Annotated in this window: 12 protein-coding genes; 3 read left to right on the top strand and 9 right to left on the bottom strand. The window is 72.2% G+C overall.

Going from position 1 to position 15442, the window contains the following annotated elements; genetic code table 11:
* Nucleotides 1-83: 83 nt before the first annotated feature.
* Complete coding sequence (locus AC0665_RS23435; RefSeq protein WP_363120425.1) at nucleotides 84-530, bottom strand: MarR family winged helix-turn-helix transcriptional regulator; 447 nt, start codon at nucleotides 528-530, stop codon at nucleotides 84-86.
* A gap of 79 nt (nucleotides 531-609) precedes the next feature.
* Between AC0665_RS23435 and AC0665_RS23430 the strand changes: the two genes are divergently transcribed.
* Nucleotides 610-984, top strand: a complete 375-nt coding sequence (locus AC0665_RS23430) for a cupin domain-containing protein (protein WP_468637176.1) — start codon at nucleotides 610-612, stop codon at nucleotides 982-984.
* Nucleotides 985-1000: 16 nt separating this feature from the next.
* Here the strand turns inward: AC0665_RS23430 and AC0665_RS23425 are convergent, their stop codons facing one another.
* The gene (locus tag AC0665_RS23425) at nucleotides 1001-1993 is read right to left on the bottom strand and encodes a DNA polymerase Y family protein (RefSeq protein ID WP_478606726.1); all 993 of its coding nucleotides are present in this window, start codon (nucleotides 1991-1993) and stop codon (nucleotides 1001-1003) included.
* Nucleotides 1990-5514 (bottom strand): DNA polymerase III subunit alpha, encoded by a 3525-nt coding sequence (locus AC0665_RS23420; protein ID WP_468410594.1) that lies wholly within the window; start codon nucleotides 5512-5514, stop codon nucleotides 1990-1992. The genes AC0665_RS23425 and AC0665_RS23420 overlap by 4 nt, the downstream gene beginning before the upstream one ends.
* A gap of 152 nt (nucleotides 5515-5666) precedes the next feature.
* On the opposite strand from AC0665_RS23420, the gene AC0665_RS23415 reads away from it, so the two are divergent.
* Nucleotides 5667-6689: a DUF3533 domain-containing protein gene (locus tag AC0665_RS23415; protein ID WP_478606732.1), complete on the top strand. Its 1023-nt coding sequence runs from the start codon at nucleotides 5667-5669 to the stop codon at nucleotides 6687-6689.
* 145 nt (nucleotides 6690-6834) lie between these two features.
* On the opposite strand, the gene AC0665_RS23410 is transcribed toward AC0665_RS23415, so the two are convergent.
* The 4 genes from AC0665_RS23410 to AC0665_RS23395 all read right to left on the bottom strand — a co-directional run bounded on the left by AC0665_RS23410 (nucleotide 6835) and on the right by AC0665_RS23395 (nucleotide 11494).
* A complete protein-coding gene (locus AC0665_RS23410; protein ID WP_468410598.1) occupies nucleotides 6835-7917 on the bottom strand; it encodes a S1 family peptidase in 1083 nt (360 codons plus the stop codon).
* A gap of 368 nt (nucleotides 7918-8285) precedes the next feature.
* Nucleotides 8286-9191, bottom strand: coding sequence for a S1 family peptidase (locus tag AC0665_RS23405; RefSeq protein ID WP_363120430.1), 906 nt, complete (start codon nucleotides 9189-9191; stop codon nucleotides 8286-8288).
* 230 nt (nucleotides 9192-9421) lie between these two features.
* Nucleotides 9422-10204 (bottom strand): DUF1684 domain-containing protein, encoded by a 783-nt coding sequence (locus AC0665_RS23400; protein ID WP_478705733.1) that lies wholly within the window; start codon nucleotides 10202-10204, stop codon nucleotides 9422-9424.
* A 27-nt stretch (nucleotides 10205-10231) separates the two neighbouring features.
* Nucleotides 10232-11494, bottom strand: coding sequence for a DUF5685 family protein (locus AC0665_RS23395; protein WP_478509839.1), 1263 nt, complete (start codon nucleotides 11492-11494; stop codon nucleotides 10232-10234).
* A gap of 289 nt (nucleotides 11495-11783) precedes the next feature.
* Between AC0665_RS23395 and AC0665_RS23390 the strand changes: the two genes are divergently transcribed.
* Nucleotides 11784-12224, top strand: a complete 441-nt coding sequence (locus AC0665_RS23390) for a cell division protein SepF (RefSeq protein ID WP_363120433.1) — start codon at nucleotides 11784-11786, stop codon at nucleotides 12222-12224.
* A gap of 51 nt (nucleotides 12225-12275) precedes the next feature.
* On the opposite strand, the gene AC0665_RS23385 is transcribed toward AC0665_RS23390, so the two are convergent.
* Both AC0665_RS23385 and AC0665_RS23380 read right to left on the bottom strand, forming a co-directional pair.
* Nucleotides 12276-13466: an acyl-CoA dehydrogenase family protein gene (locus AC0665_RS23385; protein WP_468410604.1), complete on the bottom strand. Its 1191-nt coding sequence runs from the start codon at nucleotides 13464-13466 to the stop codon at nucleotides 12276-12278.
* A gap of 164 nt (nucleotides 13467-13630) precedes the next feature.
* Nucleotides 13631-15232, bottom strand: coding sequence for an MFS transporter (locus tag AC0665_RS23380; protein ID WP_478705732.1), 1602 nt, complete (start codon nucleotides 15230-15232; stop codon nucleotides 13631-13633).
* Between the last annotated feature and the right edge of the window lie 210 nt (nucleotides 15233-15442).

Below are 15442 nucleotides of genomic sequence, written 5' to 3'. Positions count from 1 at the left end.
GGGCGAGTAGTCAAATGGGGAAGTTACGCGTCAGTAAAAACTTCCAGTGGTAATCGGCGCACAGGATCCCCCCTGACGCCCCCTCACCAGGCCGGCCGGATGGGCCCGCGCGGAGCGATCCGCAGCAACCGCTCCCCCAGGGCGCGCAGTTCCCCCTCCCCCAGCACCGCGCTCCACTCCCGCACCGCCTCGGCCGCCGCCTCCTCCGCGGCGCGCGTACAGTCCCGGCCCCGCCCCGTCAGCACCACCAGCCGCGCCCGCGCGTCCCCCGGGTGCGGCCGCCGCTCGACGTACCCCTTGCGTACCAACTCGTCGACGAGCTGGCTCGCAGCCTGCTTGGTCACCCCGAGGTGGGCGGCGAGGTCGGTGACCGTCGCCCCGTCCGGTGCGAGCCGGGCGAAGGCGAAGCCGTGCGCGGGCCGCACGTCCTCGAAACCGCGCGCGACCACACCCTCGTGGATGCGCTGGGTGAGTCCGCCGGCGGCGGCGAGCAGGGCGGCGGACAGGGCCATGGCCTCGGAGTTGTGCACCCGTGCATTGAAACACCCTTGACGCATTGGTCAAGCTGCTTGACTATGTAGTCAAGCAGCTTGACTACTTGGAGGCCTCATGCCCATCGTCCGCTCGTCCGACGCCGTCATTCACGAGATCCACGGAGCCCGTTTCGTCTCGTATGCCACCCCGGGCAGCGGCAGCAAGGAGCTGTGCGCCTGGCGCGGTGAGATCCCGGCCGGCCTCAAGGCACCCGCGCACACGGTCAGCCGGGAGGAGATCTTCCATCTGCTCGACGGCGAACTGCTGATCACCCTCGACGGCCGGACCGAGCGGATCGCCGCGGGCGACACGGTGATCATCAACCCCGGCGCCACCCTGACCGTGGAGAACCCGACCGACCGGACGGCGTACTCCTGGGTCACCACCTCGATCGGCCTGGAGGCACGGCTGGCGGACGGCACCCGGATCGTGCCGCCGTGGGCCAACTGACGTCACGCGGGAGGCTCTACGCCACCCGCCTCCCCGGCCCCCCTAGCCCCCCGGGCATCACCGCCCGGGGCCCGAACTTCGCTCGCGCGCGGTCCGCGACCTCCTCGATCCGGCGGACCTTCTCGTCCACCGGATCGAAGGTCAGCTGGTGGGAGGCCTGGTCGGCGGGGTCGAGCCCCTCGGCGCGCAGGACGATCGCCCGCACCCGGGCCCGTTGCAGCCCGAGCGCCTCGTACATGCCGTACGCGGCCCTGGTCAGCGCCGGGGAGTGCGCGGTCGGCTCGGGCAGGGTGCGGGCGCGGGTCGTGGCAGACCGGTCGGCGTAGCGCACGGTCAGGGTGAGCGTGCGGCAGACCTTCTCCAGGGCGCGCAGCCGGGCGCCGATCTCCTCGGCGGCCGACAGCAGCGCCCGGCGATGCCGGTCCGGGTCCAGTTCGTCGCGCTCGAAGGGGCGTTCCGTGGCGAGGGACCGGGAGACGGCGTTCGGTACGACCCGGCCTCGGTCGACGCCGTTCGCCTTCTCGCGCAGCTCACGGCCGGCCTTGGCACCGATCAGCCGCTGGAGCGTGGACAGCGGCGCGGCGGCGACCCGGCCGAGGGTGTCGAGACCGTAGTCGCCCAGCGTGCGGGCGGTCGCGGTGCCCACGCCTGGCAGGGCGGCGACGGGCTGGTCCGCGAGGAACTCCGCGACGGCGCCGGGCTCGTCGGGCACCGTACGTGTCACTCCGGGCAGGGCGTCGCGCAACGCCATCCGGGCCAGCATCGGCCCGGGGCCCGCACCGATCACGCAGTCGACGCCGTGCAGCGCGAGCGACCGCACCCGGATCACCGAGGCCAGCTCGACGGCGTCCCGCCGGAAGTACCGTTCGGCGCCGCGCAGGTCGGCCAGCGCCCCGTCGGGTGGCAGGGCCTGGACGACGGGGGTGAACTCCTCGAGCATCCCGAGCAGAGGGGGCAGCTCCGCCTCGCTCGTCGCAGGCAGCTGGAAACGTACGCAGAGGATGGTCATCCCGCACTCCCCGGACTCTGGTGCCACAACTTCCTCGTGTTCGCGGGCTCTTCGCCCGCCGGACGCAGATCGGCCCAGGGGTGCATCTCGTACCCCGTGGACATGCGGATCTTCCGCCGTTCCATCGGGTCCTGGGCCGCCGAACCCGTCGGCGCGGGCGCCCCGTCCGACCCGGCGAGCCGCCGGCGCGCGGCCCCCTGCCCGTCGTCACCGCCGCCGTCCGCAAAACCGCCTTCGCCGGAGTCGCCGGGGCCGGGTGCCGGGCCGGCCAGCCGGGCCGCCACCCCTTCCAGCCCCTCCTCCCGGCGCACTTCCAGCAGGTCCGCGAGGTTCCAGGCGGCGGCGCCCACCACGCTCAGGCTGCGCGGGCCTCGGCGCTGCACCACCCCGCGCACCAGCAGCAGCCAGGAGTGGAAGACGGTGTGGGCGCAGGTGTCGTGGGAGTCGTCGAAGAAGGCGAGGTCGACCAGGCCCGTGCCGTCGTCCAGGGTGCTGAAGATGACCCGCTTGCCGGACCGGATCGGCGGTGTCTGGGTGGCCGCCTTGGCGCCCGCGACCAGCACCGTCTCCCCGTGCCGGGCCTCGCGCAGCCGCCGCGCCGGCACCACGCCGAGTTCGTCGAGGAACGTCCGGTGATCGTCCATCAGGTTCCGCGAGGCGTCCATGGACAGGACGCCCAGTTCGGCGCTGAGCCGCTCCGAGGAGGTGAGGTCGGGCAGCCCGGCCGGTGCGGTCTTCCGTCCTCCGGCCAGGGGGAGCTGGCCGCCGCCCCCGCCCCGGGCCCCCCGGTGCAGCTCGGTCAGATGCAGTTGCAGATCACGGCGGTTGGCGCCGAACGCGTCCAGCGCCCCCACCTGCGCGAGCCGCTGGGCCAGCGGGCGGCTGGGCCGTCCCCGCTCCCAGAAGTCGACCAGCGAGGCGTACGGCCGGCCTTCGGCGATCCGCGCCGCCTCGGCCTCGCTGATGCCGTGCACATCGGAAAGGGCCAGCCGCAGACCCCACTTACCGGACACCAGTTCGATACGGTGTGCGACCCCCGACTTGTTCACGTCCAGCGGCAGCACGGGCACCCCGCGCCGCCGCGCGTCCGCCAGCAGCAGCCGCTTGGGGTACATGCCGGGGTCGTGCGTGAGCAGGCCCGCGTAGAAGGCGGCCGGGTGATGCGCTTTCAGCCACGCCGACTGGTACGTCGGCACGGCGAAGGCGACCGCGTGCGCCTTGCAGAAGCCGTAACTGCCGAAGGCCTCGACGATCCCCCAGGTCCGCTGGATCGTCTCCGCGTCATAGCCGTTCGCCGCCGCGTGCTGCGCGAACCACACCTTGATCCGCGCCTGCGACTCCGCGTCCGACAGCCCGCGCCGCACCCGGTCGGCCTCGCCGCGCCCGCAGCCGGTCATGATGTCGACGATGTCGATGATCTGCTCGTGGAAGACGACGACCCCGTAGGTCTCCTTCAGCGGCCCCTCCAGGTCCGGGTGCGGATACCGGACCGGCGCCCGCCCGTGCCGCGCCTCGATGAAGGGCCGCACCATGTCGGCGGCCACCGGTCCGGGCCGGAACAGCGAGATGTCGACGACGAGGTCGTGGAAGCCGGCCGGCTGGAGCCGCCCGACCAGGTCCCGCTGCCCGGGCGACTCGATCTGGAAGCACCCGAGCGTCTCGGTGGACTGGATCAGCCGGTACGTCGCCGGATCGTCCGGCGCCAGCGCGTCCAGATCGACCCTCTCCCCCGAGACCCGCTCCACTTCCCCCACCGCGTGCGCCATGGCCGACTGCATCCGCACTCCCAGCACGTCGAGCTTGAGCAGCCCGAGCTCCTCGACGTCGTCCTTGTCGAACTGCGACATCGGAAAGCCCTCGCCGCTGGTCGGCATGACCGGCGTACGCGACAGCAGCGAGGCGTCGGAGAGCAGCACCCCGCACGGGTGCATGGCGACCCCGCGCGGCAGGGCGTCCAGCGCCTCGACCAGCTCCCACAGCCTGCCGTACTTCTCCTTCTCCCCCGCCAGCGCGCGCAGCTCGGGCAGCTCCTCCAGTGCCGCGCGGGCGTCCCGCGCCCGGATGTGCGGAAAGGACTTGGCGATCCGGTCGATCTCGGCCGGGTCCATGGACAGGGCGGCCCCCACGTCCCGGATCGCGTGCCGCACGCGATACGTCTCGGGCATGGCGACCGTCGCGACCCGCTCGGTGCCGAACCGGCCGATGATCGCGCGGTAGACCTCCAGCCGGCGCGCGGACTCCACGTCGATGTCGATGTCGGGCAGCACGACCCGCTCCTTGGACAGGAACCGCTCCATCAGCAGCCGGTGCTCGAGGGGATCGGCGTGCGCGATACCGAGCAGGTGGTTGACGAGCGACCCGGCCCCGGAGCCCCGGGCGGCGACCCGGACGCCCATCTTCCGCACGTCGTCGACCACGTGGGCGACGGTCAGGAAGTAGGAGGCGAATCCGTGGTGGGCGATGATGTCCAGCTCGTGGTGCATCCGCTCCCAGTACTCCCGCCGCCGGTCGTAGCCGCGCAGCACCATCCCGGCCGCGGCCCGTGAGGCCAGCGTCCGCTGGGCGGTGCGGTGCCCGGCGCCGACCAGGTGGGGCTCGGGAAAGTGGACGGTGCCGATCCCGAGGTCGCCCTCGGGGTCCACCCGGCACGCGGCGGCCGTGGCCTGCGTCTGCTCCACCAGCCGGTGAGCGGTCTCCCGCCGGAACCCCGCGGCCTCCACGATCCGCTCCGCCACCCCGAACATGTCCCCGGGGTCCTTGAGCCAGGCCTCGCCGGAGTCCAGCTCGCGGGCCGGGTCGACGGGCACCAGCCGCCGGGCGGCGTCCAGCACGTCGGCGACCGGCCCGAGTCCCGGGTCGGCGTACCGCACCGCGTTGGTGAGCACGGGCCGGATCCGCTGCTCGGCGGCGAAACCGACGGTACGGGCGGCCAGTCGCAGCGACCCGGGGCCGGTGCCCTTCCGGCCGTGCCAGACGGCCTCCAGCCGCAGGTCGTCGCCGTAGGTCTCCCGCCAGGGCCCGAGCAGCCGTGCCGCGTGGTCGGGCCGTCCGGCGGCCAGGGCACGCCCGACATCCGATTCCGGCCCGAGCAGCACGGTCAGCCCCTCGGCGTGGTTGCGGTCCCAGGGCAGCAGGGGCGTTCCCTCCGCCTCATGGGCGGCCGAGACGAGCCGGCACAGCTCCCCCCAGCCCCGGGCACCGTCCCGGGCGAGAAAGGTCACCCGGGGAGCCGACTCGTCGACAAAGGCGCCGCCGCGCACCGGGGTCCGGCGCCGCCGCCCCTGCCGCTCCACCCCGGGCTCGGCACCGGCCACGGCCAGGCCGACCCCGAACAGCGGACGGATCCCCGCCTTCCCGCAGGCCTTCGAGAACCGGACCGCGCCGGCGAGGGTGTCGCGATCGGTCAGCGCCAGGGCGTCCATGCCCCGCGCGGAGGCACGCTCGGCCAGCCGCTCCGGGTGCGAGGCTCCGTAGCGCAACGAGAATCCGGAGACGGTGTGCAGATGCGTGAACCCCGGCACACGCACCTCCCGCACTCGTGAGCCCCCTCGGCTCTCGAACATCTGTTCCCAGCTACCCCACCCACCATACCCCCATCTTCGAATGTGTGTGCGACATCCGTTCGGCCCCGCCCCACCTGCGGAAACACCTCGCAGCCCCCGACCGTGGAGGCATGCCGCACCGCTCGTTCCTCGCCGAGGTGAAAGACGCCGTCACCCCACGGGCCACCCTGCTCATCGTCGGCGTGATCGCGCTCCAGCTGCTGTTCATCGCGTCGTACGTGGGAGCCCTGCACGATCCGAAACCCAAGGACGTCCCCTTCGGCCTCGTCGCCCCCCAGGCCGCGGCCGCACAGGCGGTCACCCGGCTCGAACGCCTCCCCGGCTCCCCCCTGGACCCCCGCGCCCTGCCCGACGAGGCGACGGCCCGGACCCAGCTCGGCCACCGTGACATCGACGCCGCCCTGATCGTCGACCCCCGGGGCAGCACGGACACCCTCCTGGTCGCCTCCGGCGGGGGCCGGGTGCTGTCCACCACCCTGACGGCCCTCGTCACCACCCTGGAGAAGTCCGAACGGCGCACGATCCGGACGATCGACGTCATCCCCTCCGCCCCCCACGACCCCAACGGCCTGTCGTCCTTCTACCTGGTGATCGGCTGGTGCGTGGGCGGCTACCTGGGCGCCGCGGCCCTGGCCATCAGCGCCGGTGCGAAACCGTCCAACCCCACCCGCGCCGCGATCCGCCTGGCGGTCATGGCCCTGGTCGCGATCACCGGAGGCCTGGGCGGAGCCCTGATCACGGGCCCGGTCCTGGACGCCCTGCCGGGCAGCACCGCGGCCCTCTGGGGCCTGGGTGCCCTGATCATCTTCGCCGTGGGCGCGGCCACCCTCGCCCTCCAGGGCGTCTTCGGCACGATCGGCATCGGCCTGGTCATCCTGCTGGTGGTCATCCTCGGCAACCCCAGCGCGGGCGGCGCCCTGCCCCCACCCCTCCTCCCGCCCTTCTGGAAGGCGATCGGCCCGGCCCTGCCGCCGGGCGCCGGCACCTGGTCGGCCCGCTCCATCGCCTACTTCGGCGACAACGCGATGACCGGCCCCCTGCTGGTCCTGTCGGCGTGGGCGGTGGCGGGAACCGCGATCACCCTGGCGGCGGCCGCGGTACGCAGACGCGCGACCGCGGCGCCGCCGCCGTGACCCCCGCCGGAGCCGGCCCGCACCCGCGCCCGGCCCCGCCCCACCCCCGCCGCGAAGGCGACACGAACGCGCACCCCCACCACCCGCCGCACACAAAGGAGAGCCCCACCCCTCACAAGGGGCGGGGCTCCACACACTCCGAGCGTCAGCCGATCTGCGTCCCCGTGGCCGACAGCGCCTCGGTCACCGGCTGGAAGAACGTCTCCCCGCCCGAGGTGCAGTCACCGCTGCCGCCGGACGTCAGGCCGACCGCCTTGTCGCCCGAGAACAGCGAGCCGCCGCTGTCACCCGGCTCCGCGCACACGTCGGTCTGGATCAGCCCGTTCACGATGTCGCCGTTGCCGTAGTTCACGGTGGCGTCCAGTCCCGTGACCTTGCCCTCGTGCACCTGCGTGGTCGAGCCGCTGCGGGTGACCGCCATGCCGACGGTCGCGGCCGCGGCGCCCGAGATCTTCTGGGCGGAGCCGTTGTAGAGGTTCACCTCACTCGGGTGAGCCACCTCCGCGGTGTACTTGACCAGCCCGTAGTCGTTGCCCGGGAAGCTGGAGTCCGCGTTGGTGCCGATCTGCTTGCCGCTGGAGTCCGACCAGGTGGAGATGCCCTCGGTGCAGTGCCCGGCGGTCAGGAAGAACGGCTCGCCGCCCTTGACCACGTTGAAGCCCAGCGAGCAGCGCCCGCCGCCACCGGTGATCGCGTCGCCGCCGGCGATGAAGGGCTTGTACTCCCCCTTCGTGCGCTTGAGTTCGGCCTTCGCGCCGAGCCCGTCGACGACCTTCGTCAGCGTCGCCCACTCGGCCTCGGAGACCGTGCGGTCGGCGGTCACGACGACCTTGTTCGTCGTCGGGTCGGTCACCCAGGCCGTGCCGGGGATCGTCGCGTCCTGCTTCAGCGTGCTGCGGGCGCCGGCGAGTTCGGCGAGGGAGTTCGCCACGACTCTCGCCTTGGCTCCGGCCTTCTCGACGGCCTGCGCGGCGGCCTCGTCGAGCACGTTCACCACGAGGCTCTTGCTCTTGGTGTCGTAGTACGTCCCGGCCGCGTCGCCGCCCAGGTCCTCGGTCAGCGTCGAGGCGAGCTTTCCGGCCGCCGTGACCGACAGGGTCCGGGGTGCGGACGCCTCAGGGGTCTCACTGGCGTTCGCGGTCTGGAACGTCACTCCCGCGGCGACCAGCGCGGCGATGCCCGCACCTGCCACGGCCGCACGCCGCCTGGGTATGCGTCGGTGCTTCAACTTCTGTCCTCCTGTGGGGGGTCGGCACGAGAGGTTGTGGGGACCTCACGAGCCGGAAGGCCTCGTTGACGAGCGCCCACTATTCCGAGGACAACGGGGAGCACACAAGGGTGAGTTCGAGACGCGCGTAGACAGCGCTTCGCACGCCCCCTCATTTTGATCGTCCACGATCAAATGGGACTCAACACCCCCGCGTTCACACTGCAAACATTACGCGTGAGTAATGTGCGGACACTCTGCGAGGTCCGCACATGGCTGAATCTCGCCCCCGTCGGGGCCGGTTGGGACGGCTCCCGGCACGCACGCGAAGGCCCCCGCACGCGATGCGTGCGGGGGCCGTGAAACGCTGCGAACTGCCCGCCGGTGGCTCAGTAGACGCTGACGCCGTAGGCGCTCAGGGCCTCCGTGACGGGCTGGAAGAACGTCGTGCCGCCGGAGGAGCAGTTGCCGCTGCCGCCGGAGGTCAGACCGTACGCGGTGCCGTTGCTGCCGTAGAGCGAACCGCCGGAGTCACCGGGCTCGGCGCAGACGGTGGTCTGGATCAGGCCGGAGACGATGTCACCGCCGCCGTAGTTCACGGTGGCGTTGAGGGCGGTGACACGGCCGCTGTGCGTACCGGTCGTGGAGCCGTCGCGGATGACGGTGGTGCCCACGCTCGGGGTGGCCGCGCGCGTGATGTCCACACCGTTGGCGGTGCCGGGACGGCTGACGGACCCGCTGTAGCGCACGAGGCCGTAGTCGTTGCCCGGGAAGCTGGAGCCGGCGGTCGAGCCGATGACCGTGGTGCGGGCGGAGTTGGAGTACCAGGTGCCCGCGCCGTCGGTGCAGTGCCCGGCGGTCAGGAAGTACTCGGTGCCGTTGCTGGCACGGACGTTGAAGCCGAGGGAGCAGCGCCAGCTACTCGCATAGATGGCGTCGCCGCCCTGGATGAGCTTGGTGAACTTGCCGGGGGTGCGCTTGATCGTGAGCGCGTCGGCGTTGGCGCCGGCCTGCTGCTTGATCTTCGCTATCTCGGCCTGCGTGACCGTGCTGTCGACGGTCAGGAGCACCCGGTTGGTCTTGCTGTCGACGGCCCAGGCGGTGCCCGGGATGTCGGCCTTCAGCAAGGAGCCGCTGGCGCTCTTGAGCTCGGCCGAGCTGAAGGTGGTGGGGGTGTCGGAGGCGTTCGCGCTGGGGATCGCGATCGCTGCGGCGGCAACGAGGCCGGTGGAAACGGCGATCAGCCGGGTCCGTCTCGAAATGCCACTGCGGGGGGTGGTGCGCTTGATCCTCACTTTTCGTTCCTCCACAAAGGAAGTCGGGGGCCCTCGTGGGGTTTCGGGCCCGTGAGGCGCAGCCAGCGACCAGGTGTCCGGATTCCGAACACGCCGTGCCCCTGACAAGCGCTGAGGGGGAGTATTCGGCCGAACGGCCGGTCGGCGCAAGAGTGCCTTTCGGACGACACCCTTTGACGGTTCTTTACGAAGTCGTCCCGCGACCGGCTTGCGGGCCCCCCGTCCGCACGTCACACCAGCGTGCGCTCCCCCGCGGCGATGTCGAGGGGCAGCGTGTTCCCCGGCGGCGGGAAGGGACAGACGAAGTGGTCGGCGAAGGCGCACGGCGGCAGCAGCGCGCGGTTGAAGTCGACCGTCGTACGCCCCTCGGCGTCCGGTGCTGCGGGGTACAGGAACCGGAAGCGGTAACTGCTCCTCCCGCTGGTGGCATCGGCGAACACGGCCCACAGCGAGCCGTCGCCCTGGAGCGACACCTGGAGGCTCAGCTCCTGCCCGTCCAGCTCGAAGGCCAGTTCCCCGCCGAGTCCGAGGCCGCGCTCGCGTCCGTCGGCGTTGGCCACCCGGACCGTGCGGCCGGTGTCGTACGGCGTGAAGCGCCCCGGCACCGCCCAGCGCGGGTCGTACGGCGTGACCACGAGGCCGTGGAACGCCCGGCGCGCGGAGGACTCGGGATCGAAGTCCCGCACGCCCCACGCCCCCTCGCGCACCAGCACGACCAGCCGTCGCTCGCCGTACGCCACCCGGGCCGTGCCCGCGGGCCCCGGGTCGGCCGCGAGGCGCACCTCACCGCCGAAGGGCTGTCCGTCCACGGTGAGCCCGTCCGCCTGGGAGGCGGTCAGCACGACCGCGTCGCCCTCGGCCCGCCAGGATCCGGGGATGTCCGGAAGTCGACCCTCCGGATAGTCCTCGAGCCAGTGCGTGCCGGTGAGCGCGAGCGGTCCGTACGGGGCAGACACCGACGCCACGCGCCGCTCGTGCCACCGCTGCCAGTCCTGGGATGCGTCCGTCGTCATACCGGCGACCCTGTCACACGGGGTGGGTCAGCAGTCGCAGGGGCAGCAGCAGTCGCACCCGTCGCAGTCGCAGTCCCGGCACACGCCCTCGCGCTTCTTGCGGGACCACGGCCCCTCGTACTCCTTGGCGCAGCACAGCTTGCAGGTGCAGCACAGCAGCCAGAACATCCCGCAGCCGGCCCAGAACCCGCGCCGCCGGGGCGGCTGCTGCGGCACCGGCGCGCCACCACCGAATCCGCCGCCACCGAAACCGCCCCCGCCGAACCCGTCTCCGCCGTACGCCCCTCCCCCGCCGGCATACGGGTTCCCGCCCCCACCCGCGTACGGGTGCTGCGGGGAGCCGTAGGGCCCGGGCGGCTGCTGCCCGTGGGGTCCCGGCTGTCCATGGGGGCCCGGCTGTCCGTAGGGCCCGCCCTGGTGGGAGGCGCACACCGGCACGGTGCCGAACGCCCGGTCCACCGAGCGCCGCAGTTCGTGCACGAGCAGCAGGTGCACGAGCTGCGCGTCGGCGAACTCGGCGTCCCGCAGCGCCAGCCGGACGCCGTGCACCGCGTCGTCGGCGAGCCGGCGCACCTCCGCGAGCGGGGTACCGGTCGCGGTGATCGGGTTCCAGGCGCCTGACGCGGCGTCAGCGTGCTGGTCCTCCACGGCGTCCAGCAGGTGCGCGAGGCGTCCGAAGAGCCGCCCCGCCTCGGCGAGCGGCTGGACGTTGTGCGGCCGGCCGGCGAGCACGGCCGTGTGCGCGAAGGCGGCGGCGGTCGCGGTCTCGGTCGGCTCGGTGACCGTCAGGAGCGGAGTCCCGGGCCCCGCCAGCGCCTCGATGCCCGCCTGCCGGTCCACGGCGTCGACCAGGAGGGCGGTGTCGAATCCCACAGCGCCGCCGGTCCGCGCGCCGGCCGTGTCCCAGCTCGCGGCGACCCGCCGCGCGGCCCGCGCCATCGGTCTGCGGGCCAGCAACCCGTCACCGTCGGTGACGTGGTCGCGTACTTTCGCGGAGGCCAGGACCAGGGAGACGGCCGCCGCCAGCCGGGCCCCCTCGCCGTGCGCGACGGAGGCGGTGCGCATGCCGCGCAGCGCGCACGGTCCGGCCGTTCGCCGCCCGGAACCGTCACTCTCCGTCTGAGCCTCCGTCAAAACCGAGATGAGAAGTCCGTCATAGTTCGTCACGATCCGCGCGAACTGCCCGTGGTCACCGCGCAGTGCCAGGCAGAGCCCGCACAAATGCGCCATCCACTGGCTCGTGAGCTTCTCTCCGAGCCGGTGTCTGCAGGGCCTGACGATTCCGAACACGACGCTCCCCCGAACTCCATGACGACGTTGAGCTGCGGCATCGTATCGGCCGCGCATTCACCCGTACGCCCCGACCGTCACCCGTACGCCGAGAAGAATCATATTTCACTCACAGTCAGCAGCCGTTTGGGAAACGGCCCTTGGGACACACGGACTCTCGACGGATTCGCTGTGCACCAGTACCGTCACAAACCCCCCGTGCGGCGTCTATCCACTTGGCGCGCCATCCGCATCATGGACGACCATAGGGATGCGGAAAGCAGAAAGACCGCTGTGAGAGGAGGCGTCCATGGGATCGGTACGCAAGGCAAGTGCCTGGCTTGGCCTCGTCGACGACAACGAAGACGAGCGTTACTACGACGACGACGACTACTCCGACGGGAACGAGCCCGGGGAGGCCTGGGTCACCGATCCGCGTGTCAAGGTGGCCTCGGACGTCGCCGAGGAGAGGGGCCGGCGCATCGGCACGGTGACCCCGGACAGCTTCCGGGACGCGCGCGCGATCGGCGAGCTGTTCCGCGAGGGCGTGCCGGTCATCATGAACCTCACGGCCATGGACGCCGCCGACGCCAAGCGCGTGGTCGACTTCGCGGCCGGACTGATCTTCGGCCTGCGCGGTTCGATCGAGAGAGTGTCGACCCGTGTGTTCCTGCTGACCCCGGCCAACACCGAGATCGTCAACGGCGACCCGGCCGCGCACCGCACGGACGGCTTCTTCAACCAGAGCTGAGGCAGGGCCGCTCATCGGCCCTGCCCCCGCGCGGGGTCCACCGGACCGGTCCTACCGGAAGGCGTCGAGTCCGGTGAGCGCCTTGCCCAGCACGAGCTGGTGCATCTCGACGGTGCCCTCATAGGTGAGCACCGACTCGAGGTTGGTCGCGTGCCGCATCACGGGATATTCGAGCGAGATCCCGTTGGCGCCGAGAATGGTCCGGGCCGTGCGGCAGATCTCGATCGCTTCCCGGACGTTGTTGAGCTTGCCGAAGCTGACCTGCTCGGGACGCAGGCGGCCGGCGTCCATACGCCGCCCCAGATGATGGGCGAGCAGAATCCCCTTGTGCAGTTCGACCGCCATGTCGGCGAGTTTGGCCTGGGTGAGCTGGAAGCCGCCGATGGGCCGCCCGAACTGCTCCCGTGACTTCGCGTAGTCGACCGCGGCCTGGAAACTGCTGCGGGCCGCGCCCATGGCACCCCAGACGATTCCGTACCGGGCGTGCGAGAGGCAGCTGAGGGGTCCGCGCAGCCCGGTGACGTCGGGCAGGACGGCATCGGCGGGCAGCCGTACGTCGTCGAGCACGAGCTCACTGGTGACGGAGGCCCTGAGGGACCACTTGTGCTTGATCTCGGGCGCGGAGAACCCGTCACTGTCGGTGGGCACCACGAAGCCGCGGATCCCGTCCTCGGTCTGCGCCCAGACCACCGCGACCCCGGCGACCGACCCGTTGGTGATCCACATCTTGCGGCCGTTGAGGATCCAGTCGGAGCCGTCGCGCTTGGCGTGGGTCCGCATGGAGGCGGGGTCGGAGCCGTGGTCGGGCTCGGTGAGCCCGAAGCAGCCGATGACCTCGCCGGCGGCCATGCGCGGCAGCCACCGCTGCTTGTGCTCCTCGCTGCCGAACCGGTGGATGGCGTACATGGCGAGGGAGCCCTGCACCGAGACCAGCGACCGGATGCCGGAGTCGGCGGCCTCCAGCTCCAGGCAGGCGAGCCCGTACTGCACGGCGGACGCCCCGGCGCAGCCGTACCCGTCCAGGGACATCCCGAGGGCACCGATGCCGCCGAGCTCCCTGGCCAGTTCCCGGATGCCGGGCAGCTCGCCCTTCTCGTACCACTCGGCGACGTACGGCAGCACCCGGTCGGCGGCCCAGGCCCGCACGGTGTCCCTGATCCCGAGGTCCTCCGGCTCCAGCAGGTCGTCCAGGCCGAGGGGGTCGCCGGGATCGAAGGGAGGCAGCTTGGACGAACCGGACATGATCGGCACCCTCCGTGAGTCTGTTTAACTAGCAGCGCTAGTCGAGACGCTACGACGCCCACCCGCTCCCGCACCAGCGGTAGCCGCCGACGTGACCGGACCGGGACTGCGCCCCGAGTCCGGACGCGAGGTCCACCCCGCGTGGGCGGGCGCCGAGGGGCGCGTCACACCGAGACGCGTGAGTCCGCCGCGTCCCTGGGGGCGGGCAGGTCGACCTGTCCCGGCTCGCACTGCATGGCCCGCGGCAGCCGCAGCGCCATCACCGCCCCGAGCAGCAACAGACCCGCGCTGACGAGCAGCGTCACATGCAGCCCGTGCACGAACGCGTCCCGGGCGGCGTGCCGCAGCGCGGCACCGGCGGCCCCGCCGAGCTGCGAGGCGACCTCGTACGCCTCCCCCAGCGAATGCCCCGCGGACGCGGACGCCGACGCCGGAACGCCCGGCACGCCCGACAGTCCGGGCGCGTACGCCGCGTTCATCACCGTGCCGAGCAGGGCGATACCGATCCCCGCCCCGAGCTGGTACGACGTCTCCCCGATGGCCGCCGCCCCTCCGGCCTGCTCCGGCGGCGCCTCGCTCAGCATCGACTCATACGCCCCGAACAGGGTCGTCTCCAGCCCGAAGCCGAGCAGCACGAACCCGCTCACCATCAGCGCGCACTCGTCCGTCGGACCCAGCGCCGTCAGCAGCACCACCGCGAGCGCCGTGAGGCAGAACCCGGTGCACACCATCCGTCGCGGCCCGAACCGCCGCAGCATCCGCGCCCCGGCCAGTCCGGCCGCCATCGCGGCGAACGTCAGGGGCAGCAGCCGCAGCCCGGTCTCCAGCGGTGAGAGCCCGAGGACCAGTTGCAGGTACTGCGCCGCGATCAGTTCCAGGCCCACCAGCGCGAGCATCGCCAGCACGATGCATCCGACGGACGTGCTGAACGCCGGCCGCGCGAACATCTTGAGATCGACCAGCGGATACGTCCGCCGCCGCTGCCGCCGTACGAAGCCGGCCAGCAGCGCCGCGCCCACCACCAGCGGCAGCACGGTGAGCAGGCTCCCCAGCGACCCGCCGCCGCCGAGCCGTTTCACGCCCAGCACGACACCGAACAGGCCGGCCGCCGCCATCAGCGCGCCGACGACGTCCCAGGGACCCTCGCGATCGCCCTTCGACTCGGGCAGCAGCAGCCGCCCCACCGGGAGGCTGACCAGCATCAACGGAATGTTGACGAGGAAGACCGAGCCCCACCAGAAGTGCTCCAGCAGGAAACCGCCGAGCAGCGGACCGACCGCCGCGCCGACGGCGGCCACGGCGCTCCAGACGCCGATCGCGAGCGCCCGCTCACGCCGGTCGGGGAAGACCTGCCGCAGGATCGACAGCGTCGCTGGCATGATCATCGCGCCGCCCACCCCGAGCAGCGCCCGCGCCGCGATCAGCACCTGGGCGCTGTCGGCCAGGGCGGCGAGGCCGGAGGCGACCCCGAACAGCGTGTAGCCGAGGAGCAGGACTCTGCGGCGGCCGACGCGGTCGCCGAGCGTGCCGAAGAGGATCAGCAGCGACGCGCAGACCAGTGGGTAGATGTCGACGATCCAGAGCAGCTCTATCCCGCCGGGCCTCAGGTCCTCGGTGACGGCGGGGACCGCCACGTGCAGCACGGTGGCGTCGACGGCGACCAGCAGCAGGCTGACGCAGAGGACGACGAGGACCACCCAGCGGTCGGCACCGGCCCCGGCCGCCCGACGGCGCGACGCAGCGGCGGCCGTGGTCGTCCCGGACATGTACGTACCTCCCAGATGTTCCCTCGCGATCGGCGGGCTCACGGGGTGGGGGACGCCCCCGCGACTCGGCCGGAGAGGAGCGGTGGTCTCCGGCCCGCGCAAACGAAAAGCGAGTGACACGTCAGCGTACGCGAGTCCCCGCCACAGGCCAGTGGCGGACCTCTCAGACCTCGGGCGGAGGGATGTGGCGTACGCCACTGTCCCCGGTGT

The organism is Streptomyces sp. NPDC043685, assembly GCF_056436585.1.
The sequence above is the reverse complement of the archived record's forward strand: the minus strand, read 5'-3'. Positions and strand labels throughout refer to the sequence as shown.